The sequence below is a fragment of the Caballeronia sp. ATUFL_M2_KS44 genome (assembly GCF_023630965.1).
GTDB classification, from domain to species: domain Bacteria; phylum Pseudomonadota; class Gammaproteobacteria; order Burkholderiales; family Burkholderiaceae; genus Caballeronia; species Caballeronia concitans.
Window position 1 is genome coordinate 46,574 of sequence record NZ_JALQEA010000045.1, and the last position, 22,060, is coordinate 68,633.

A 22,060-nucleotide genomic window follows, 5' to 3' on the forward strand; every position below is an offset into this window, starting at 1 on the left:
GGCGTTAATGGCTCGTATATCCTCGCTAAAGGGAATTGTCGGCATGCGCCGCTTCCCTCACGCAGTTCAACTCGCCAAACGAGCATGATCGTGAGCGTCCAAAGCCCTCTGGTAAGCAGGAACGCAAGCCGTTCCCTCGCCGATCGCTGCGGCATCCATCCCGATTGCCGCTTCATGTCGGTCATCACCATTCTCTCTCGCCGCTTCGTGCGGCGGCGTAACGCCATCGCGGCGCGCGCGTTCATCGCCGTGCATTGCGTCGGCGCGGCTTCGTTGCTGCCGTAGCGCCTCTCTTCGTTTGATTCCTTGGACAGCCGTTAAGCGCGCATTTGCGCGGCTTGTGCTCGTCTGCACTCAATGCGGTCCGATGCGGTTCGTTCGCGCGCATCGGCCGGGGCTTCGCGCGCCCAGTCAAAACGCTTGTGAAAGAGAGAGATTGAAATGGAACGCATAGACGAATTCCTGCGCAAGCATCGCATCACAGAGATAGAAGCCATCATTCCCGACATGGCAGGGACTGCGCGCGGCAAGATCATTCCGCGCAGCAAGTTCGAATCGGGCGAATCCATGCGACTGCCGCAAGCCGTGATGATTCAGACCGTCACGGGCGATTATCCCGACGACGCAACCTTCACCGGCTTAACCGATCCCGACATGGTCTGCGTGCCCGATGCATCGACGATCCGCCTGATTCCGTGGGCCACCGATCCGACCGCGCAAGTCATTCACGACTGCGTGCATTTCGACGGCACGCCCGTCGCCATTTCACCGCGCCGCGTGTTGCGGCAAGTGCTTCAGAAATACGAGGCGAAAGGCTGGCGGCCCGTTGTCGCGCCGGAACTCGAATTCTTTCTCGTCGATGTCAATCGCGATCCGGACTTGCCATTGCAGCCGCCCGTCGGACGCACGGGGCGCGCGGAAACGGGCCGGCAAGCCTATTCCATCGATGCCGTCAATGAGTTCGATCCGCTCTTCGAAGACATCTACGAGTATTGCGAGGTGCAGGAACTCGAAGTCGACACGCTGATTCACGAGGTCGGCGCGGCACAGATGGAAATCAATTTTCTGCATGGCGACGCCCTGAATCTCGCGGACCGCGTGTTTCTTTTCAAGCGCACCGTGCGCGAGGCGGCGCTGCGTCACAAGATGTATGCAACGTTCATGGCCAAACCCATGGAGAACGAGCCGGGCTCGGCCATGCATGTGCATCAAAGCATCGTCGATGAAGAGACGGGGCGTAATCTCTTCACCGGACGCGATGGCGAGGCGACCGGCCTCTTCCATGGCTATATCGCGGGCCTGCAAAAGTACACGCCCGCGCTCATGCCCATCTTCGCGCCGTATATCAATTCGTATCGAAGGCTTTCGCGTTTCATGGCCGCGCCGATCAACGTGCAATGGGGCTATGACAATCGCACAGTGGGATTTCGCGTGCCGCATGCATCGCCGCAGGCAAGGCGCGTCGAGAATCGCATACCGGGCGTGGACTGCAATCCTTATCTCGCGATTGCCGCGACGCTTGCCGCCGGCTATCTCGGCATGACACAGCATCTCGAACCTACTGCGCCGCTTGCGAGCGATGGTTATCGCCTGCCCTTTCAATTGCCGCGCAATCTCGACGAAGGTCTCACCTTGATGGGCGCGTGCGAACCGCTCGCGGACATGCTCGGCGAGAAATTCGTGCGCGCCTATCTGGCATTGAAAGAAACCGAATACGAAGCGTTCTTCCGTGTCATCAGTTCATGGGAACGCAAACACTTATTGCTGCACGTTTGATTGCGGAGGCGAACATGAACGATCGTATTCACTCGACGGCTCACTATCGCGCGCTCGATGCCGCGCATCATCTGCATCCCTTTTCGGATATGGCGGAACTCAATCGCGCGGGCAGCCGCGTCATCGTGAAAGCGGAAGGCGTCTATCTTTGGGACTCGGAGGGCGAGCGCATCATCGACGGAATGGCGGGCCTGTGGTGCGTGAACGTCGGCTATGGACGCCGCGAACTCGCCGATGCCGCCTACGCGCAAATGCAGACGTTGGCCTACTACAACACGTTCTTCAGAACGACGCATCCGCCGGTAATCGAGCTATCCGAATTGCTCGCGCAACTTACTCCGCGGTGTTTCAATCGCTTTCTGTATTGCAACAGCGGTTCAGAAGCAAACGATACGGCGCTGCGCGCGGTGCATCGATATTGGGCTTTGCAAGGCAAGCCGAACAAGCGCTATATCATCGCGCGGAGCAATGCTTATCACGGCTCGACCATCGCGGGCGCAACGCTCGGCGGCATGAGTTATATGCATGAGCAGATGCCGTCGAAGATGGAGCACGTCGCGCATATCGAACAGCCTTACTGGTTCGGCGAAGGCAGTGAGATGGATGTCGAAGCCTTTGGACTTGCGCGTGCGCGTCAGCTCGAAGCCAGAATTATCGAACTCGGTGCGGAGAATGTTGCGGCGTTCATCGGTGAACCGTTTCAGGGCGCGGGCGGCGTGATCTTTCCGCCATCGAGCTATTGGCCTGAAATTCAGCGCATCTGCCGCGAGCACGACGTGCTTCTAATCGCCGATGAAGTGATCGGCGGATTCGGGCGCACCGGTGAATGGTTCGCGCATCGGCATATGGGTTTCGAGCCGGATGTCATCACGATGGCGAAGGGTCTGACGAGCGGCTATGTGCCAATGGGCGCGGTTGCGCTATCGGATCGCATTGCGGACGCGCTTGTAAATGGTGGCGAGTTCAATCATGGATTCACGTATTCGGGGCATCCCGTCGCGGCGGCAGTGGCAGTCGCGAATCTGAAGCTGTTGCGCGATGAAGGCATCGTGGCGCGCGTCAAGGAAGACACAGGGCCGTATTTTCAAATGCGATTGCGCGATGCGCTAAGTGGTCATCGGATTGTCGGTGAGATTCAGGGCGCCGGACTCGTTGCAGGCATTCAACTCGCGGAAAATCCGGCCACGCGCAAGCGATTCGCCAATGGCGATGACGTCGGCACGATGTGCCGCAATTTCTGCTTCGACACTAATCTCGTGATGCGCGCAAGCGGCGACCGCATGTTGTTATCGCCGCCGCTCGTGGTCACGCATGAGGAAATCGACGAAATGATCGCTAAAGCCAAAGCGGCAATCGATGCCACCGCCAGCGCGCTCGGACTCGCGTAATCAATCCTGCGTTTTGCCCTAAACTCATAACCCTTGCTCGACCATCGCGAGCAAACGCGCTGCAAGCGGCTCGACTTCTTCAGGTCCGAGCGCTTGCAGCGGCCCTTCGATCAACAGGAGCGCAAAGCCATGCACCGCGCTCCACGCCAGGTACTCCGCCTGCGTTCGACGGCGCGCTTCCAGCGCCCCCGCCTCCACCATTTCATCGAGCGCGCGGCTCAATAACTGAAACGGATCGAGCCCGCTCGGTCCGGCGCCATAAGCCGCTTCGTGCTCTGCCCATTCGGCCTGGGGAGCGGCGAACGCCGTGCGAAACAATCCCGTCTCTTCTTGCGCGAATCGCAAATAACCAGTGCCGATCGCGCGCAATCCGGAGCGGGCTGCGTCGGCACGGCGTCGTTTCTTCGGGCGCGCGGCCAGTTCATCTTCCATCGCCTGCGCGAGCGACGACAACGCCGCCGAGCGCACCGCCGACAACAATGCCTGCCTGTTCTCGAAGTGCCGATACGCGGCGTTAGGCACCACGCCCGCCCGACGCGTGGCTTCGCGCAGCACGATTGCATCCGGCCCGCCTTCGCGCGCAAGCTCAAGGCCGGCGTCGATCAATGCGCGCCTTAAATCGCCATGTCTGTAAGTGCTTCGCGCTTTCGTCGCCTTCATCGCATGTGCGACGTTTCGTTTTGTCATTTTGATTGCCCGGACTATCCCTCATGTGGACAGTGTCCATTATCTCTGCTACTTTTTGTGGACGGTGTACACAAGCGAAGAATAATTTCGCTTTCGTGCTTGTCGTTGTGCTGTCACGACAGGCGCGCATCGTAATCACGTGGTCATTCGTGGAGGCAAGCATGTCCGTCCCTCGTCCCGATGCAAATGACGAAGCGCGCATTCGTGAGCTGGCAGAAGCGTGGCGGCAAGCGGTACTCGCAAAAGACACGGCCGCGCTCGTCGCGCATTACGCGCCGGATGCGGTTGTGTTCGACGTCGTGCCGCCTGCATCGATGTCAGGCGTGCAGCGTTATCGCGAGAACTGGCAGCGCTGGTTCGACAGCATCAGCCGTCCGTTTTCGTTCGAGTTCAGGGACATGCATGTCGCAGTGAGCGGCGATCTCGCGTACATGCACGTGCTGAATCGCGTGACGGCGGGCGGGCGCGACGACATCGTGCGCGCCACCGTGTGTTTCAGAAGAATCGAGGGCGACTGGCGCGTGGTGCACGAACACGCATCGGTGCCGCTCATGATGGATATGGACCCCGACGAGAAGTCCTGACAGTCCCATTTCAAGGAGCCAACATGCAAGTTCAACCCTATCTGTTTTTCGAAGGCCGTTGCGAAGAAGCGGTCACGTTCTATCGCGAACATCTCGGCGCGCAAGTGCTCATGATGATGCGCTTCAGGGACAACCCCGATGCATCGAAAGAAGGCGCGAGCGAAGCGGCGAGCGGATGCAGCATGCCCGCGGGTTCGGAAGACAAGGTCATGCACACCGCATTCACCATCGGCGATTCCATGCTCATGGCCTCCGACGGCATGTGCAGCGGCAAGCCGAATTTCGCGGGCGTATCGCTTTCGCTAACGGCCAACGACGAACAGCAGGCCGAGAAGTATTTCAACGCACTCGGCAACGGCGGCCAGGTGCAAATGCCGATGACGCAAACTTTCTTCGCCAAGCGCTTCGGCATGGTTCAGGACAGGTTCGGCGTATCGTGGATGGTGCTGGGCGGCGTGGAGAACAAGCCCGCCTGACGCAAGCCGCCGCGCGGGCAGCGCATCGACTCCGAAAGACCGGACAGGCGTATGGGCCTTCGAAAACGTGGAACAATAAGGCGCTATCCGCAAATCCGAACAGAAACAAAAGGAGTTATCAATGAGCAGCCCGCGCAAAAATCATCTCACCGGCTCGGACATGCCCGCTGATTCAGCCGATCGTCCGACCCGCGAGGAAGCCGAAGCCGCCGTGCGCGTGCTCTTGCGCTGGGCCGGCGACGATCCGCGCCGCGAAGGTCTGCTCGACACGCCCGCGCGCGTCGTGCGTTCCTATGAAGAGTTTTTCGCGGGCTATGCGCAAAATCCGCACGACATCCTCGCGCGCACATTCTCCGAAGTGCAGGGCTATGACGAGATGATCGTGCTCAAGGACATTCGCTTCGAGAGCTATTGCGAGCATCACATGGTGCCGATCATCGGCCGGGCGCATGTCGCTTATCTGCCGAACAAGCGCGTCGTCGGCATTTCAAAGCTCGCGCGCCTCGTCGATGCCTTCGCCAAGCGTCTGCAGATTCAGGAGAAGATGACCGCGCAGATCGCCGACACGCTCGATGAAGTGCTTCAACCGCTCGGCGTCGGCGTGATTCTCGAAGCCGCGCATCAGTGCATGTCGACGCGAGGCGTGCATAAGGCGGGCGTCGCGATGGTGACGTCGCGCATGCTCGGATCGTTCCGTGACGATCCTTCCACGCGGCGCGAGTTCCTTGCAATCGTCGGTCAGTCGAGCGCCTTTAGTGTGACGAACACCTGAGGCCTACGCAAAAAGAGCCTTCAAACGAAGGCTCTTTCTTGTTCATGCACCGTTGCCGTTGTTGAAGCCATTGCGCGGCGCATCGGCCCCGGCGCCTTCGCGCACCTTGCCTTGCGAGACGTTGCTGCCCGGCGGAACGCTGTGCGTGAGCCACACGTTGCCGCCGATCACCGAGCCTTTTCCGATGGTCACGCGCCCGAGAATCGTCGCGCCGGCGTAAATCACGCAATCGTCCTCGACAATAGGATGCCGTGCGTTGCCCTTCACGAGCATGCCGTCGTTGCCTGACGGGAAGCTCTTCGCGCCGAGCGTCACGGCCTGATAAACGCGCACGCGCTCGCCGATCACCGCCGTCTCGCCGATCACCACGCCCGTGCCGTGGTCGATGAAAAAGCTCGGCCCGATTGCCGCGCCGGGGTGAATATCGATGCCCGTCAGCGAATGCGCGATCTCGTTGATGAAACGCGCGAGCAGTGGCACGCCGAGTTCATGCAGCGCATGCGCGAGCCGATGATGCGTCATTGCCCAGACGCCGGGATAGCACAACAGAATCTCGGTGATGTGCTGCGCGGCGGGATCGCCCGAGAAAGCGGCCTTGATATCCGACACGAGCAGCGCGCGGATGGCCGGCAACCGCGTGCCGAATTCACGCGCAATGGCGAAGGCTCGCGCAGCGAGTTCGGCCTCGTTCGTATCGCGATGCTCGGGCAGGAAACGCAATGCACGGCGAATCTGCTCGTGCAACAGGCGCAGCGTGTTTTCGAGCGTCTGGCCGACGTAGTAATCGACGCTTTCGTCCGTTAGATCCGGCGCGCCGTAATGCGTTGGAAAGAGTGCGGAGCGCAGCCCATTGACGATCTTCAGGATCGCGTCGCGCGAAGGTAATTCACGTATGCCGAGCGGATGCCGCGTGCGATGCAACTCCTCACGCGACTCGCGCAGTTCAGCGACGATGCGCGACAAGCCCCATTCGCGCGAAGTATGAAGCGGCGCGTCGTCGAGCGAATCGGACGCAACGTCGCGTGGCATTGAAGTCATGAGCGAAGGCGTGTTCTGCATATCCACACAGTCGAAAGGAAACGGCCGCCGTGGCGTGCACGACGGATACAAGCTCAAGCGTAACCGGTTTCGACCGGATGTGCGTTCGCGCGGACCCGCACGGCAGGAAGTTGGCGCATTCTCACGCCATTTTGTCGAACGGTCGTACCCCTGCTACACCGTGACGTGGCTTGCATCGATCCAGCGCACGGCCCAGTCGCGTGCATGCGCGATGGCGTCGGCCTCGCTGCGAAAGTGCAAATCCGCGGGGAAAAAGCGGTTCGCAACGAGCTCGCCATCGCTCGAACGTGAAATCACGACATACGGTTGATATTTCCCGTCCGCGGTCCGGGCGGGCGCGCAGTTGAGAAGATAGCCTCGATGTGAAAAGGCTGCATCGTGTTGCATGAGTCACCCGTCTATAAGTGCCCTGCTTTCGAATGGCGTTGCGTGGATCCGGCGGCGTATCGACGCGCCCTCCTGATTACTCGCGTCCCGCATGTTGCGCTTTGCTGCGGACAAGCTACAAATAATACTGGTAGTGAAACCCCTGAGCATCGAAAAAAACTCTGAATTTTTACGTCGATGAAGGGCTTGGCGCGCAAGGCCCGCAGCTCCGCCGCCAAAAATTTGGAACGCGTCTTGCAAGAGCGCATCGCCCATCACGCCTTTAGCTGGAGGTCACCATGAACAACGCCGAAGCCAACGAATCGCAAGACAATCAGAGCGATCGCGCGGCCAAGAGCCCGATCAAGACGCCTTCCACCGAGACCGCTCACGTCAGCATGTCCGATGCAAGAAAAGCCGAGGCCGGACGCGAAGCGCACGCAGGCGCGGGCGCCGGGGACGACTTGTCGGCGCGTGGCGATGCGCGGTCGGCACGCCATCCGCGCGGCATCGACGTGATCAACGACGAGACGCTCGACGACACCGTCGACACCGACGGCAAGAACGTCCATGCGAAGCGCGAAGCGGAAATGCGCGCGCACGATCCGGATGCGGTCATCTCGTCGAACGCGACGCTCGTGAACTTTGTCCCCGAGCCGGGCGACGGACTTGGCGGCTTCGACAGCCGTCCCGCGCGCAATGGCCTTGCGCTCGCGCTGGAACGCGGCTATCGGATGATCGACCGGGGAATGGTCGCGCCGGCGGTGCCGGAAGTGGAAGCGCAATTGCGCTTCGAAGCACGCGATGCGCGCGGTCATACGTTACGTGGCCGTAAGCACTATGCAATGAATCATCTGCGGCCATCGCGGCTGATCGAGATCGAGCGTTCGTGACGTATCGCTCGTCAGGCGCAAAAAAACAGGCCGCGTATGAAGCGCGGCCTGGATCGTCTTATCGCGTTACTCGTCCTTCTTTTTCTCTCCGTCCTTTTCAGGCTCGATCCGGGTCACGCCGCCCGTCGCGGGCGGATCGCTTGCCGGAAAGGTGTCTTCGACAGCCTTGTCGACGATATCTTCATCGCGCTCGGAAGTGGGATTCTGTTCCTTGGTGTTGCTCATCGTCGGCTCCTTTGTCGTGGACTCGCACGCGGCGAGTCGGTTGATGTCGCGAGTGTGTCGAGCAACCAACGTTCCCGCTCAGGAGCAGGCACAGCGATTGCGCAATCCCTTCGCCGCAACGAAAACTAGACGACCGACTGCGTCAACCGAGAAAAAAAGGATGGCCAACATGAGCACGAGTCAGGCATACGACGGCTATATGAGCAGCGCGAGCAGCGCGACCACCGACGAGACCATTGAAATCGCGGCACAGCCGCCACTGGAAGCAACCCGCGCCGCCGCGCCCGCGCGATCGCCGGCGGAACAGCGCTTCAAGACCGCGCTCGCGTGTCTGGGCGCTGCTTACGCGCTGTCCTGGGCCGAACTGGGGCTGTCGATTGCGATGGGCTTTCCCGGCGATGCAGCGAGCCATCCGGTCGCGGCATCGGTCGTATCGCGCGTGCTGCTCGGCTTGCTTTACTTGTGCGTCGCTTCGCGGTTTCAATGGGCGCGCTGGCTGACGGTGGCGCTCGGGCTGGTATCGGTTGCGCTCGTTGCACCGACGCTCGCGATGCAATGGCATGTGTTCCCCTCGGCCGCCGTGCTGTCGGGCGCGATGCTCGCGTGCAGGCTCGCGGCATCGCTCTTACTGCTTTCGCCGATGCCTTCGCGCAAAGCCGCTTACAAAGTCGCGTAAGCGCACGCCTTCTGAATCCTCGCAGCGTCCGCGGCTTTTCTTCGTGCCGCGTCGCGTGCACAATGCGTTGCCACTCCTCAACCGCAACGCATAGCGAGGCCGCTCATGAAAATCGCCGTCATCGGCGCGACCGGCACGGTAGGCCGGGCCGTCCGCGCCGAACTCGAAGCGCGTCACGAAGTCATCGAAATCGGTGCGACGCGCGGGACGCATCGCGTGAACCTGCTCGATGCCGACAGCATCAAGCGCCTCTTCGATGCGATCGGCCGCGTCGATGCGATCGTCGCCACGGCGGGGCGCGTCCACTTCGGCAATCTCGTGGAAATGACGCCCGCGCAATTCCGCGTCGGTCTCGACGACAAGCTGATGGGCCAGATCAATCTCGTGCTCACGGCGCGCGACTATCTGAACGATGGCGGTTCGTTCACGCTGACGAGCGGCATCGTGGGCGCCGAGCCGATCCGTCAGGGCGCGAGCGCGGCCGCCGTGAACGGCGCGATCGAAGGCTTCGTGCGCGGCGCCGCGATCGAAATGCCGCGCGGCCTGCGCATCAATGCGGTCAGCCCGACGGTGCTCGTGGAAGCGCTCGACAGCTACGCCCCCTACTTTCGCGGCTTCGAAGCGGCGAGCGGCGCGCGCGTGGCGCTCGCTTATAGCCGAAGTGTCGAAGGTGCGGAGACGGGGCGCGTGTACAAAGTGCATTGATCGCGAACGGAGCGGCGCAATGCAATGGACACGTGACGATTACCGCGTGACGACCGACATCGATGCGTTCGACTTCGGCGTCGTGCACCGTTACCTGAGCGAAGTGGCGTACTGGTCGCCGGGCATCGCGCGCGAGAAGGTGGAACGCGCGGCGCGTCATTCGCTCGCGTTCGGGCTTTTCAGGGGCGAGCGGCAGATCGGTTATGCGCGCATGATCACCGATACCGCGACCTTCGCCTATCTCGCCGATGTCTTCGTGCTGCCCGAGCATCAGGGCGCGGGCCTCGGCAAATGGATGATCGAGTGCGTGATGGCGCATCCCGACTTGCAGGGCTTGCGGCGCATGATGCTCGTGACGTCGGACGCGCACGGGCTTTACGCGCATTTCGGCTTCCAGGCGCCGAAGCATCCCGAGCGGATCATGGAACGGATCGCGCGAAGCTGACTGCGCTCAGCCGCCCCGCACGCCCTGCGTATTCACGTACAACGCATACAAACCGTGGCTCGCCGCCATGAAGAGCCGGTTGCGATGCCGTCCGCCGAAACACACGTTCGCGCATCGCTCGGGCAGATCGATATGGCCGATCGCCTCGCCTTCTCGCGTGAACACGCGCACGCCGTCGAGTTCGGCGTCGCCCATGCCCCAGCCGCACCACAGATTGCCGTGGATATCGACGCGAAAGCCATCGGGCGTGCCGGGACCGGCATCGATCAGAAGGCGCGGTTCGCCGAGCGAACGGCCGCCGTCGAGCACGTCGAACGCGAAGATCTTGCGCGGCGTCGAGCGCGATTCGACCACGTACAGCACCGATTCATCCGGCGAGAACGCGAGTCCGTTCGGGCCGATGAAGCCGTCGAACATCATCGTGATCTCGCCGCTCTGGCCATCGATGCGATACACGCACGGCTTGAGTTGCGGCGCCTGCTTTTCGCCCTCGTAATAGCCGTCGATGCCGAACACGGGATCGCTGAACCAGATCGAGCCGTCCGATTTCACGACGACGTCGTTCGGCGAATTGAGCGGCTTGCCGTCGAAGCGGTCCGCGAGCACGGTGATGGTGCCGTCGTATTCGGTGCGCGTCACGCGCCGCGTGAGATGCTCGCAGGTCACGAGGCGCCCTTCGCGATCGCGCGTGTTGCCGTTCGCGTTGTTCGACGGCTTGCGAAACACGCCGACCTGACCGCTTTCCTCGTCCCAGCGCAGGATGCGGTTGTTCGGAATGTCGCTCCAGAGCAGATAGCGGCCGTCGCCGAACCAGACCGGACCTTCCGACCAGCGCGCGCCCTGATAAAGACATTCGACCGACGCCGATGCAATGCGCAGCGCGTTGAAGCGCGGATCGAGCACGCGGATGGCGGGGTCGGGGTAGCGGCGGTCGGATGGGGGCATGGGCGGTGGCCTTCTGTAGAAAATGTCGGTTAAATATTCGTGAGACGAATAAACGTCAAATATTCGCGTTGCAGATAAAACGCGCGCTCAGTTCGGCCCCAATTCTCCGTCCCGCAGCCGCCACAAATTCAACGGATTGTCGTCCGCCAGCGCCTGCGGCAGCAGCGGCGCGGGCAAGTCCTGATAACACACCGGCCGCAGGAAGCGCTCGATCGCCATTGCGCCGACGGATGTCGAACGGCTATCGGATGTCGCCGGGAACGGGCCGCCGTGGACCATCGCATAGGAAACCTCGACGCCCGTCGGAAAGCCGTTCGCCAGAATGCGCCCGACCTTGCGTTCGAGCACCGGCATCAGACGCCGCGCCAAGTCGATGTCGTCGTTGTCCATCAGGAGCGTCGCGGTCAACTGGCCTTCGAGCTGGCGCGCGACCGCGATCATCTCATCCTCGTTTTCGCAGGTCACGATCACCGACGTCGGGCCGAAGATTTCATCGGCGAGTTGCGGCGTCGCGAGAAACTGCGCCGCGTCCACGCGATACAGCGCCGGCAACGCGCCGCTCGCCGTCCCATTCTCCTTGCCCGACGCGATGCGCTGCGCGCCCGAGTCGTCGCGATGCGCGATGCCATCGGCGTACGCCGCTGCGATGCCCGCCGTGAGCATCGTCTGCGCGTCCTTCTTTTCGAGCGCGGCCGTCGCCTGATCGATGAAATCGTCGAGCTTCGGGTCCGCCAGCGCGAACAGCAGACCCGGATTCGTGCAGAACTGTCCGACGCCCAGCGCCACCGAATCGACATAGCCGGCCGCGAGCGCATCGCCGCGCGTGGCGAGCGCGCCCGGCAGCGCGAAGACCGGGTTGACGCTGCTCATTTCGGCGAAAACGGGAATCGGCTCGCGCCGTTTCGACGCGATATCGGCGAGCGCGAGGCCGCCGCGCCGCGAGCCGGTGAAGCCGACCGCCTTGATCGCCGGATGCGCGACGAGCGCCTCGCCGATCGCGTTGCCCGCGCCGACCAGCAGCGAGAACACGCCTTCGGGCAGCCCGTTATCGGCGACGGCCTTCTGCACCGCGCGCCCCACGAGTTCCGACGTGCCGAGATGCGCGGGATGCGACTTCACGACGACGGGACAGCCCGCCGCGAACGCCGCCGCCGTATCGCCGCCCGCGACCGAAAACGCGAGCGGAAAATTGCTCGCGCCGAACACGGCGACCGGACCGATCGGAATCTTCTGCAAGCGCAAATCGGGGCGCGGCAGCGGCTTGCGGTCCGGCTGCGCGGAATCGAGCGTGGCGGCGAGCCATCGCCCTTCGCGCACGAGCGACGCGAACATGCGCAACTGCGCGACCGTGCGCGCGCGCTCGCCTTCGAGCCGCGCCTTCGGCAGCGCGGATTCGGCCTGCGCGCGCTCGATGAGCGCGTCGCCCAATTCGATGATGTTGTCCGCGATCGCTTCCAGAAACTGCGCGCGCGTTTCGAGCGGCGCGTGGCGATACGGGTCGAAGGCGGCGTCGGCAAGCTCGCAGGCCCGCGCCACTTCCGCCGCGCCGCCTCCGCCGAACACGGGATCGAGGTCGGCGTTGCGAACCGGATCGAACGCGCGGAGCGTGGCGTCGGCGCCCCGCACGGCCGACGCGCCGATCAGCATTTCTCCGGTGATCTTCATGGTGACTCCTCCTCCGTGCTGGTGACGCTGCCCGCGCCGGCGGGCGGCCAAGGATGCGGCAAGCGGCGACGCATTGCGCGTGCCGCAACGGTGCGCGCTTTTGCGAGTGACTCGCGGATGGGAGAAGCGTTCCGCAAAGAGGCGTCCGGCGTTGCGCCTTCAGCTCGCAAGAATCCACGACGGCACCGCCGCGCCCCGCCCTATGCCTTCCCGACCTTCCGGAACGTAATATGCCCGATCCGCCGCACCAGCAAGGTCGCCACCAGCGCCGCCACCGCCGTCAGCATCACACCGATATGCACCGACTGCACGAGCGCGTCGCGGGCGGCGTCGAAGAGCGCGGACGCGTCGAGGCCCGCCGCGCCGAGATCGCGCAGCAAGGTATCGCGCAACGCTTCGTCGACGAGAATCTGCGGGTCCGCGAAACGCGGCTGCCATTGCGCCGATGCGCTCGCGCCGAGCACGCTGATCGTCCGCTCGACCACGCTCGCGTAGTGATGCGCGACGATCGTCCCGACGATGCTCGTCCCCAGCATCCCGCCGACCATGCGCGTCGATTGCAAGAGCGCGGTGGTGATGCCGAAGCGCTCGCGCCCCGCGATCTCCTGCCCGAACACGTTCATGTTGTTCAGCACGAAGCCGAGCCCGATGCCGACGGCGCCCATCGGCAATTCGATCCACACGTGCGGCGTCGATGCCCGCGCGAACGACAGCGCCACCGACGCCAGCAGCAAGAGCGAGAAACCGATGGTCAGAATCAGCGTCGGCTTGCGCAAATGAATGACGATGCGCGTATTGATGAAGCTGCCGAGCGCGATGCACGCGGCAATCGGCGTCGCGAGCAGACCCGCGTCCTGCGGCGACAGCCCGAAACCGCCTTGCAGCAGGAGCGGCGCGAAGAAGATCAGCGAGAACATGACGAAGCCCGCGAGGAACGACAGCGTGAACAGCGTGACGAGATGCGGATCGCGGAAGATGTCGAGCGGGATGATCGGGTGCGTCGCGCGCCGCTCGCAGACGAGAAGCGCCGCCGCGCCGGCGATCACCGCGCAGCCGAGCGCGATGTTTCCGGCAGAGAGACCCGTCTTCGGCACCGACTCGATCAGCGCCTGAAATCCGCCGAGCACGAGCGCGACGAGCGCGGCGCCGAGCCAGTCGATCTTCACGCCGCCCTCGCGCGGCCGGTGCAGATTCGGCAGATGCGACCAGATGAAATACAGCGCCGCCGCGCCGACCGGCAAATTGATGAGAAACGTCGAGCGCCAGCCCCAGTGCTGGCTCATCCATCCGCCGAGCGACGGCCCCGCCGCCGTGCCGATGCCGTACGCCGCCGCGAGCACGACCTGCCATCGCACGCGCGTGCGCGGATCGGGGAAAAGATCGGGAATCGCGGCGAACGCGGTGCCGACCATCATCCCGCCGCCGACGCCTTGCAGCCCGCGCGCCAGCACCAGAAACAGCATGTTCGGCGCGAGCCCGCACAAAACGGACGCGAGTGTGAACGTCACGACCGCCGCGATGACAAACCGCTTGCGGCCGAAGTAATCGCCGAGCCGCCCGAACACCGGCACCGTGACGACGGACGCCAGCAAATAAGCGCTCGCGATCCACGCGTAGTATTCGAAACCGTGCAGTTCCGCGACGATCGACGGCAGCGCCGTGCTCACCACGGTCTGATCCAGCGCGACCAGCATGTTGACGAGTCCGATGCCGAGCATCGCGTAAAGGGCGGTCCGGAACGCGAGCGCGTGCGGCTGGGGTTCGGTCATGCGGTCGTCGGTCATGCGGCTGTCTTAAGCGGGCGCTGAGTCAGTGGAAACACGGATTGTACGGCGTCGCCTGCGACAGATCGACTCATCGCAAAATTGCCGCCCGCTGATTTGCATGAAGGCCGCACCGCCGCGATATGCTCGATCATTCCACCCGAAGAGGAACACGCCATGTTCAAACGCATCATCGTCGCCATCGACGGCAGCCGCACTTCGCAAGGCGCCTTCGAAGCCGCGCTCGATCTCGCCGCCACGCATCAGGCCGTCGTCCAGGCGTATTACGTCGTCGAAAGCGGGCCGATGTACATGGACGTCCCCGGCTACGATCCGTCCGTGTTGCAAAAAGGCCTCAGCGAACAGGGCGCGATGGTCGCGCGCGAAGCCGCCGACGCGATGAAGGCGCGCGGCGTCGCGGGCGATGTCGTGACCGTCGATGCCACCGCCAGCGACGATATCGCGTCGCTCGTGATCGACGCCGCGCGCGCGTTCAACGCCGATCTGCTCGTCATGGGCACGCACGGCCGCAAGGGCTTCAAGCGGCTGATTCTCGGCAGCGTTGCGGAGCGTTGTCTGCGTCAGGCCACCTTGCCGGTGCTGTTGGTGCCATCGGCGGCAGCCATCGAAGGCGACGCTATTACCGCGTGATGTAAAAGTTGTGCAAGCGCCGGGGGCGCGGCATTTTTTCGCGCGGTCGGTGTCGCGGGCTATGGGACAATCAATTTGTCATTCATCAAGAAACCGAGCTCGCCATGTCTGATCCGACTCCCACCCGGCGGCAAGCGGCACACTGCTCCAGCTGTGCAATGCGCCATCTGTGCATGCCCGAAGGTCTGTGCGCCAGAGACGTCTCCAAGCTGGAACACATCATCTCCGTCACGCGCAAGATCCGGCGCGGCGATGCGCTGTTTCGCACCGGCGACACGTTCGATTCGCTCTACGCCGTGCGCTCCGGCTCGCTGAAAACGGTCGTCACGCACGACGGCACGCGCGACGGCGGACGCGAGCGCGTTACCGGCCTCTTGCTTGCGGGCGATGCGCTCGGTCTCGACGGCATCGGCGACGGGCAACACACCTGCGACGCCGTCGCGCTCGAAGACAGCTCCGTCTGCGTCGTGCCTTACGCGCTTTTCGAGCGCATGTGCCGCGAAACGGACGCGCTTCAGCGGCGCATGCATCGCATGATGAGTCAGGCGATCAACCGCGAGGCGGAACACGTCGTGCGGCTCGGCATGCTGCGCGCGGACGAGCGCGTCGCGCGCCTGTTGCTCGACATGTCGGCGCGGCTCGCACGGCGCGGCTACGCCACAGCCGAATTCACGATGCGCATGACGCGCGACGACATCGGCAGCTATCTTGGCATGACGCTCGAAACGGTGAGCCGCACGCTGTCGCGCTTCGACAAGCTCGGACTCATCGAGGCGCAGGGCAAGTCCATCCGTATCTGCGATTTCGACGGTTTGCGCGGCATTTGACGTTCACCTGAACGCGCGGTCGTTTGTTCGCCGTGCATGAACAAACGACGCTTGGCACGGACTTCGCTACTCACTAGCTCTTTTTCATGCACCGGCGCGGCGCTTTGACGCCAGCTCCGGTGATATGCAATGCTTTCGGCTTGCACCGGAGATAGAGCGAAATGAATCGCGAACCTTCCCTGCGTCATCCTCTGCTCGACCGTCTCGCGGAAGCGCGCCGCGTGACCGACGAACTTTTCGATATCGTCAAACCCGAGCATCTCTACGATCGGCCGATTGCCGAACGGCATCGCATCGTTTTCTATATCGGGCATCTCGAGGCGTTCGACCGCAATCTGTTCGACAAGCGCCTGTTCGACTTGCCGGACATCAATCCCGCCTACGACCAGCTTTTCGCGTTCGGCATCGATCCCGTCGATGGCGGATTGCCGACGGATCAGCCCGCCGACTGGCCTTCGCTCGACGAAGTGCGTGGCTACAAGGCGCAAGTGCGCGCGGACATCGACGCGCGTTTCGATCCGATCAGGCTCGTCGCACAGCCCCTTTCCGCCGATGAACCGGCCGCGAAGCTGCTCGAAGTGGCAATCGAGCATCGGCTGATGCACGCCGAAACGCTCGCGTACATGTTGCATCAATTGCCGGTCGACCGAAAAATCGCGCCGGTCAACGCGGCATCCGAACGGACATCGGCGCGCGCGCTCGCGCATGAAACGGTGCGCGTGCCGGCTGGAACGGCCACGCTGGGCCTCGCGCGCGATAGCGGACGCTTCGGCTGGGACAACGAGTTCGGCGAGATGCGGGTGGACGTGCCGGCCTTCGGCATCGACCGTTACATGGTCACGAACCGCGATTTTCTGCGCTTCATCGATGCGGGCGGTTACTGGAATCGCGCGTATTGGAACGATGACGACTGGGCGTGGAAAGAGCGGCATCGCATTGCGCATCCCGCGTTCTGGGTTCCAGGCGACGAGGCTGCCGACGATTCCGGCTGGAAGCTGCGCACGATGTTCGAAGAGATAGCGCTTCCGCTGGACTGGCCGGTGTACGCGAGCTACGCGGAAGCCAGCGCCTACGCTCGATGGGCCGGCAAGGCGCTGCCGACCGAAGCGCAGTGGCAACGCGCGGCAATCGACGCGCCGCACGTAGCGGAAGGTAACTTCGATTTTCGCCGCTGGGACCCGACGCCGGTGCAGGCGCATCCCGAGAACCGCAGCGCGTTCGGCGTCGAAGGACAGTTCGGCAACGGCTGGGAATGGACATCGACGGAATTCGGTCCGCTCGATGGTTTTGAACCGTTCCCCTTTTATCTCGGCTATTCGGCGAATTTCTTCGACGGCAAACACTTCGTCATCAAGGGCGGTTCGCCGCGCACGGCGGCGTGCATGCTAAGGCCGAGTTTCCGCAACTGGTTCCAAGCGCATTATCAGTATGTTTATGCGGGGTTTCGCTGCGTGAGCGTCGAAGAATGACGTCTTTGAAGCGATAGGTCTTGCACTTTTCGCAAAGGCCACGCGGAGTCGCGTGGCCTTTTTTATTAGGCATGGTCCAAACTGATTCGGTGTCCGAATATCTATACCAAGTCACGCATTCTGTCGCTTCCTGCACAGACGTTCGGAAAGTAAGTGTTGCATCTTACGCGCAACTAAATTGTAAAAACATTTTTGGTCCCGTTTTGCATGGCTACACTCCGGTCTTGTGAAAGGCCAAGTCGGAGGGCAAGTCATGAAGTCCGTGCCGTTCCGCAAATACCATACGCCCAGCCTGTCCCTCGTAGCAGTCGCGCTAATCGTATTAAGCATGACAATGCTGGTCGCTCGCGTTCCGCACCTTGTCAGGGATTCCTATGCGCGCGGTGTCGAGTGGGTCGGCGATTTTCAGAATTACTACTACGCCTTCTTCGTGCTTCTCAAGCACCCGGCCGAGTCGTGGGCGCTTTATGAACGAGGTCATCTCATCGCTTTCCTTCGCGACGCTGGCGTCACGCATTTCAGCCTCGCGAATTTCTACGGTTATCCGCCTCAGTTCGCGGCAGTCTTTCAGTGGCTGGCCTTCTGGGATATGTCGACAGCGCGGACAATTTGGTCGCTCATATCCATCTGCGCGTTCGTGATCGCGTGTGCGCTGACGCTCAACATCGCCTATCGTGAGCACAATAGAAGCGTCTATGTGCTGCTCGTCGCTGTCGTGCTTTTATGTCGTCCTATCGTCGATGATATCTACTGGGGGCAATCCAATTCACTGCTATTCCTGATGCTTGCCGCGACGTTCTTCCTCATCGAACGAGGCAACCGATACGCGGCCGGATTCTTTCTTGCAATGGCAATCGCTTTCAAGATCACGCCTCTTGCTGTCGCCGGCTTGTTGTTGGTGCACAAAGAGTGGCGGGTTCTGATATCGACATTCTTAGTCTCGATCTTGCTCGCGTGGTACACGGCCCTGCAAACGGGTTGGCAAGTCATTATCGGATACTACATGCATGATCTTCCACGCCTGAACAGTGTGTTCGCTCGTATCGGCGGCGCGCCTTTCAATAGCTCGATAAAAGGCGTGTTGCAAACGTACTCCGGACGAATTGCGCCAATGTCCGTTGAGGCGATCGATCTGGTTTCGACGCTGTGCGGCTTGGCGATTTGCCTTCTTTCTTGCTACCTCGTTTGGCGTCGTGCCGGAGACAGTCGTATCGATTACGCGCTTTCAACCGCGACGATGCTGGCGGCTTCGCCTGTCATCGAATCGGTTCATATGGTGGTCGTACTGATTCCGTTACTGATATTGATCGGTACGCGAATGGAAGAGCATCGGCGAGCGTCTGTTGAATTGGGTCTGTGCGGAGTGGCAATCGTGTTGCTTATGTTTTCGGCGCGGTCAGTGAGTTATACGGTGGCGGTTCTGCTTGTCTATCTTCTATGCGCCATGCGGTATTCAGTCAGTCGAACTAGTCGCCGCGTGGTGGCGGATGCGCCGGGCATCCACGGCCTGAGGGCCGGAGCTTCAGCGCGTCGTGGTAATGGCTGATGGCAGAGAGCCGACCGAAGAAACCGGTTTCGAAGTGTATTGCGGCGCGTCGTGGTCAGATCCGAAGATTCTCTCAAACGCACTTCCCTGGACAAATGCGGCAATAAATTCCGCAATGAAAACGAAACGCAACGGCAATCACCGGGCAAATATTCCTATAGAATGGGCGACTCCTGTCAGTTGATCTTGCCGCTCGCCACATCTGCTCGCGTTTGGCTCATTTGATCATTTCGCGGCCGTGCTACTAATGAGCCGCTGAACTCACTGTTGAGAACAATCAGTTTCGACGCTTCCTAAGTGTCGCAAGCAAACATGTAATGGGATCTCATAATCGCTCCTCGCTGCAGCAGAGTAAGTCCATTCGGCCGCTAACGCGTGCGGAAATTCTGGTGTTTGACGGCTTTGCGTTGCCGGACGTTTCGGTAGTGGTTGAAGTATTTCATAAAGCGAACTCTCTGATTGCGAGCCTTCCGGAACATCCTCCGCTCTATGAGGTCACATTGCGCTCGGCTACGGGCGGGCGCATTGCAAGTTCATCGTCAGTGCTAGTGTGGACGGAAGGCCTGGATGTTCACCGACGCGAGAATGACAGACAGTTCATCTTCATCGCCGGAGGCCCGAAGGCGCACGAAGCATGCACGGACGTACGCATTGTCGATTGGTTACGCCATCAACATTCGCGCAGCACACGAGTAGAACCGATTGCAGAGGGACGATGCCTGCTGGAAGCGACCGGCATTTCGATTGCAGCCCCATCGACTATCAGCGGCAATGCTTCTCTCCGAGAAACCTACACCGCCCTTGCGCAAGCACCGGCCGCAGCGCTCGCCGCATTACGTATCGTCGAGGAGGATGTCGGCGCGACCATCGTTAAATTGATCTCGCTTTCGCTTTCGACCCATCGAACTCCCGCTTCCGCTTTATTGCCCGACACACTTTCCGACCGGCCGTCGAACGACAACATCAAGCTCGCGTTGCGTTGGATGGACGCGAACATCGCGTCACGCATCTCTATCGATGCCGTAGCGGAGGCCGCGGCAATGAGCGAACGCAACTTCTTGCGACGCTTCAGGAGCGAGACCGGCATGACGCCCTCGGACTATCTGTTGCGCGCCCGGCTCAATCTCTGTTGCAGGCTGTTGCGTGAGACGCATTTGCCGGTCGATAAGATCGCACGACGATGTGGCTTTAGCGGTGGAAGACACCTGTCCATACTCTTCCGCAAAATTCTTTCGACCACGCCTACGGCGTACCGTGGCACACATAACGAAGCGTCGTCGGCGAGTCTTCCTTCTGAGGCATAGCGTTTTTAGAGTGTGGTCAGGACTGTATCAGTGTTCGCATTCACTACGCATAGGCTCATGGTTCACAGCGATCGGCTCAAACAGAGCCTCGAATGACTTCCGCAGTCAATATGTTGGCTCATTCGGCCATTCACGAATCGCTCGCGGCTAAATGTGTGCCTTGAACCTCATAATTGTGAAGAAAGTCCCTTACTACGCGCCCAATACATATTTCCGGGGAAGCACGATGGAGTTGACTTGCACCACGCCGCGCCCAGACGTGTTTGAGCGGGGAACACTTACAAAAATAGAAAATATCAACCTCGTCGACATCGTGCTGTTCGATGGTTTTTCGCTTCCAGACGCGGCCGCAGTGATAGAGATATTTCATAAAGCAAATGCGTTGACGGCACGATACCGCGGTTCCCTGCCGGAATACGATGTCTCTCTGATCTCGACCTTGGGCGGACGTATTGCGAGTTCTTCCGCAGTGTCTGTGTGGACAGAAAGCGTCGAGTCGAATCGCGCGATGCGTCAGATGGACAGGCTATTCATCGCCGGTGGAATCGGCGCCCATCGCGCCCTGCATGACGACCGTCTGCTTCTCTGGTTGCGCGAGGCATGTCTCGTCAGCACGACTGTTCACCCTATCGCCGAGGGTCGCCTGTTATGCGACGCCGCCGAGGCAAGTGAAAGCCGCATCGACCATGCAGCCTGCGTCGACACCGTCAAACGCGAGACTGCCCCTCGGCTGCTCGACGAGAGCATGAGGCCCGTGCGTGCGGCGTTGGATATCGTCACCGAAGATCTAGGCGCAGACCTGGCGCAATGCATCGTACGATCCATGGCACCACAAGGCGATACACCCTCCGACGCTTTTTTCCAGACCAGGCCGGACACCAACGTCAGCGAAAAGATCAACGCCTCTGCGCGATGGCTCGAAGAGAACGTCGGCCGGTCCGTCTCGATGGAACATGCGGCGAAGATCGCGTCGATGAGTGAACGGAACTTCTTGCGGCGTTTCAAAAATGAAATGGGCATGACTCCGTCCGACTACCTGCTGTACGCACGGCTGAATATGAGTTGCCGGATGCTTGTCGAGACCCGCTTGCCGATAGACAAGATCGCGCGCCACTGCGGCATTGGAAGCGGAGGGCATCTGGCCAAGCTCTTCCGCAAGCATCTTTCGACGACGCCGACGGAATATCGAAACCGCAATGAAGCAGCAGAGACAGGTCCGTTCACTTTCGCGCCTGCGCACTGAGCATCGACGTCTTCCTGAGTTTGATCGGATGCAATAGAGATAATCACCGGCGTTCGAACATCCCTCTTCTTCGTGGAAACATAACTTAGTACTACTATAGGGTACAACGACATGTGTGGCATTGTGGGCGCTGTCGCGCGCCGGAATATCGTTCCTGTCCTCGTCGAAGGACTGCGACGACTCGAATATCGTGGTTATGATTCGTGCGGTCTGGCTGTCGTCACAGGCGACGGTCCTCAACGTGTGCGGAGTGTTTCCCGTGTGGCGGCACTCGACGAGGCGGTGCGCACAGCGCAATTCGAGGGGCAAACGGGCATTGCACATACACGTTGGGCGACGCATGGCGCAGCGACCATCGACAATGCTCATCCTATCTTCTCCAGCGGATCGCTGGCGATTGTTCATAACGGCATCATCGAGAACTACGAGACGCTGCGTGAAACGCTTCGTCGCCAGCGCTATGAGTTCGTTTCTCAGACCGACACGGAAGTCATCGCGCACCTGATTCACAACTGCTATAAGAGGCGTTAACAGAATGACTTTTGCAGGTGTCGCCAGCATATGATGCAGCAAGCGATTTCGAGCAAAGCCTCGT

The 22,060-nt window shown here is 61.3% G+C and carries 23 protein-coding genes and 1 pseudogene; 17 read left to right on the forward strand and 7 right to left on the reverse strand.

Annotation, left to right across the window (positions count from 1 at the left end):
• Nucleotides 1-84 precede the first annotated feature (84 nt).
• From NCR39_RS19425 to NCR39_RS19435, 3 genes are all read left to right on the forward strand, one after another.
• Nucleotides 85-285 carry a hypothetical protein gene (locus tag NCR39_RS19425; RefSeq protein WP_250453723.1) on the forward strand — a complete coding sequence of 67 codons (201 nt, stop codon included), beginning with the start codon at nt 85-87 and terminating at the stop codon, nt 283-285.
• Nucleotides 286-441: 156 nt separating this feature from the next.
• Complete coding sequence (locus NCR39_RS19430; protein ID WP_250453724.1) at nt 442-1,776, forward strand: glutamine synthetase family protein; 1,335 nt, start codon at nt 442-444, stop codon at nt 1,774-1,776.
• Between the two features lie 14 nt (nt 1,777-1,790).
• Nucleotides 1,791-3,164, forward strand: coding sequence for an aspartate aminotransferase family protein (locus NCR39_RS19435; protein ID WP_250453725.1), 1,374 nt, complete (start codon nt 1,791-1,793; stop codon nt 3,162-3,164).
• A 24-nt stretch (nt 3,165-3,188) separates the two neighbouring features.
• Here the strand turns inward: NCR39_RS19435 and NCR39_RS19440 are convergent, their stop codons facing one another.
• On the reverse strand, nt 3,189-3,824 hold the full coding sequence (locus tag NCR39_RS19440) for a TetR/AcrR family transcriptional regulator (RefSeq protein ID WP_250453741.1): 636 nt from the start codon (nt 3,822-3,824) through the stop codon (nt 3,189-3,191).
• A gap of 188 nt (nt 3,825-4,012) precedes the next feature.
• Between NCR39_RS19440 and NCR39_RS19445 the strand changes: the two genes are divergently transcribed.
• From NCR39_RS19445 to folE, 3 genes are all read left to right on the forward strand, one after another.
• Complete coding sequence (locus NCR39_RS19445; RefSeq protein ID WP_250453726.1) at nt 4,013-4,435, forward strand: YybH family protein; 423 nt, start codon at nt 4,013-4,015, stop codon at nt 4,433-4,435.
• Between the two features lie 23 nt (nt 4,436-4,458).
• Nucleotides 4,459-4,911: a VOC family protein gene (locus NCR39_RS19450; RefSeq protein WP_040050346.1), complete on the forward strand. Its 453-nt coding sequence runs from the start codon at nt 4,459-4,461 to the stop codon at nt 4,909-4,911.
• A 121-nt stretch (nt 4,912-5,032) separates the two neighbouring features.
• On the forward strand, nt 5,033-5,683 hold the full coding sequence (gene folE / locus NCR39_RS19455) for a GTP cyclohydrolase I FolE (RefSeq protein WP_040050345.1): 651 nt from the start codon (nt 5,033-5,035) through the stop codon (nt 5,681-5,683).
• Between the two features lie 42 nt (nt 5,684-5,725).
• Here folE and epsC read toward each other — a convergent pair whose 3' ends face one another.
• Both epsC and NCR39_RS19465 read right to left on the reverse strand, forming a co-directional pair.
• Nucleotides 5,726-6,712 (reverse strand): serine O-acetyltransferase EpsC, encoded by a 987-nt coding sequence (epsC, locus tag NCR39_RS19460; protein ID WP_250453742.1) that lies wholly within the window; start codon nt 6,710-6,712, stop codon nt 5,726-5,728.
• A gap of 183 nt (nt 6,713-6,895) precedes the next feature.
• Nucleotides 6,896-7,129, reverse strand: a complete 234-nt coding sequence (locus NCR39_RS19465) for a hypothetical protein (protein ID WP_040050344.1) — start codon at nt 7,127-7,129, stop codon at nt 6,896-6,898.
• Nucleotides 7,130-7,407: 278 nt separating this feature from the next.
• Between NCR39_RS19465 and NCR39_RS19470 the strand changes: the two genes are divergently transcribed.
• Nucleotides 7,408-8,001: a DUF3005 domain-containing protein gene (locus tag NCR39_RS19470; protein ID WP_250453727.1), complete on the forward strand. Its 594-nt coding sequence runs from the start codon at nt 7,408-7,410 to the stop codon at nt 7,999-8,001.
• A gap of 66 nt (nt 8,002-8,067) precedes the next feature.
• Here the strand turns inward: NCR39_RS19470 and NCR39_RS19475 are convergent, their stop codons facing one another.
• Entirely contained in the window at nt 8,068-8,226 is a 159-nt protein-coding gene (locus NCR39_RS19475) for a hypothetical protein (protein ID WP_250453728.1), read from the reverse strand.
• 169 nt (nt 8,227-8,395) lie between these two features.
• On the opposite strand from NCR39_RS19475, the gene NCR39_RS19480 reads away from it, so the two are divergent.
• The 3 genes from NCR39_RS19480 to NCR39_RS19490 all read left to right on the forward strand — a co-directional run bounded on the left by NCR39_RS19480 (nt 8,396) and on the right by NCR39_RS19490 (nt 10,052).
• Nucleotides 8,396-8,902 carry a hypothetical protein gene (locus NCR39_RS19480; protein ID WP_250453729.1) on the forward strand — a complete coding sequence of 169 codons (507 nt, stop codon included), beginning with the start codon at nt 8,396-8,398 and terminating at the stop codon, nt 8,900-8,902.
• A gap of 105 nt (nt 8,903-9,007) precedes the next feature.
• Nucleotides 9,008-9,607, forward strand: coding sequence for a short chain dehydrogenase (locus tag NCR39_RS19485; RefSeq protein WP_040050342.1), 600 nt, complete (start codon nt 9,008-9,010; stop codon nt 9,605-9,607).
• 19 nt (nt 9,608-9,626) lie between these two features.
• Nucleotides 9,627-10,052 carry a GNAT family N-acetyltransferase gene (locus tag NCR39_RS19490; protein WP_250453730.1) on the forward strand — a complete coding sequence of 142 codons (426 nt, stop codon included), beginning with the start codon at nt 9,627-9,629 and terminating at the stop codon, nt 10,050-10,052.
• Nucleotides 10,053-10,058: 6 nt separating this feature from the next.
• On the opposite strand, the gene NCR39_RS19495 is transcribed toward NCR39_RS19490, so the two are convergent.
• The 3 genes from NCR39_RS19495 to NCR39_RS19505 form a co-directional block, all read right to left on the reverse strand.
• Nucleotides 10,059-10,997, reverse strand: a complete 939-nt coding sequence (locus NCR39_RS19495; protein WP_250453731.1) for an SMP-30/gluconolactonase/LRE family protein — start codon at nt 10,995-10,997, stop codon at nt 10,059-10,061.
• An 87-nt stretch (nt 10,998-11,084) separates the two neighbouring features.
• Nucleotides 11,085-12,662 (reverse strand): aldehyde dehydrogenase (NADP(+)), encoded by a 1,578-nt coding sequence (locus NCR39_RS19500; RefSeq protein ID WP_250453732.1) that lies wholly within the window; start codon nt 12,660-12,662, stop codon nt 11,085-11,087.
• A 200-nt stretch (nt 12,663-12,862) separates the two neighbouring features.
• Nucleotides 12,863-14,380 (reverse strand): MFS transporter, encoded by a 1,518-nt coding sequence (locus NCR39_RS19505; RefSeq protein ID WP_250453743.1) that lies wholly within the window; start codon nt 14,378-14,380, stop codon nt 12,863-12,865.
• 222 nt (nt 14,381-14,602) lie between these two features.
• Between NCR39_RS19505 and NCR39_RS19510 the strand changes: the two genes are divergently transcribed.
• The 7 genes and pseudogenes from NCR39_RS19510 to NCR39_RS19540 form a co-directional block, all read left to right on the forward strand.
• On the forward strand, nt 14,603-15,076 hold the full coding sequence (locus tag NCR39_RS19510; protein ID WP_250453733.1) for a universal stress protein: 474 nt from the start codon (nt 14,603-14,605) through the stop codon (nt 15,074-15,076).
• 104 nt (nt 15,077-15,180) lie between these two features.
• Nucleotides 15,181-15,903, forward strand: a complete 723-nt coding sequence (locus tag NCR39_RS19515) for a helix-turn-helix domain-containing protein (protein ID WP_250453734.1) — start codon at nt 15,181-15,183, stop codon at nt 15,901-15,903.
• Between the two features lie 161 nt (nt 15,904-16,064).
• A complete protein-coding gene (locus NCR39_RS19520; protein ID WP_250453735.1) occupies nt 16,065-17,372 on the forward strand; it encodes an SUMF1/EgtB/PvdO family nonheme iron enzyme in 1,308 nt (435 codons plus the stop codon).
• Between the two features lie 253 nt (nt 17,373-17,625).
• The gene (locus tag NCR39_RS19525) at nt 17,626-18,918 is read left to right on the forward strand and encodes a glycosyltransferase family 87 protein (protein ID WP_250453736.1); all 1,293 of its coding nucleotides are present in this window, start codon (nt 17,626-17,628) and stop codon (nt 18,916-18,918) included.
• 317 nt (nt 18,919-19,235) lie between these two features.
• On the forward strand, nt 19,236-20,222 hold the full coding sequence (locus NCR39_RS19530) for a GlxA family transcriptional regulator (RefSeq protein ID WP_250453737.1): 987 nt from the start codon (nt 19,236-19,238) through the stop codon (nt 20,220-20,222).
• A 226-nt stretch (nt 20,223-20,448) separates the two neighbouring features.
• On the forward strand, nt 20,449-21,465 hold the full coding sequence (locus NCR39_RS19535; protein ID WP_250453738.1) for a GlxA family transcriptional regulator: 1,017 nt from the start codon (nt 20,449-20,451) through the stop codon (nt 21,463-21,465).
• Between the two features lie 111 nt (nt 21,466-21,576).
• Nucleotides 21,577-21,987: pseudogene (locus tag NCR39_RS19540) on the forward strand (class II glutamine amidotransferase); the annotation flags it as partial.
• Nucleotides 21,988-22,060: the final 73 nt, after the last annotated feature.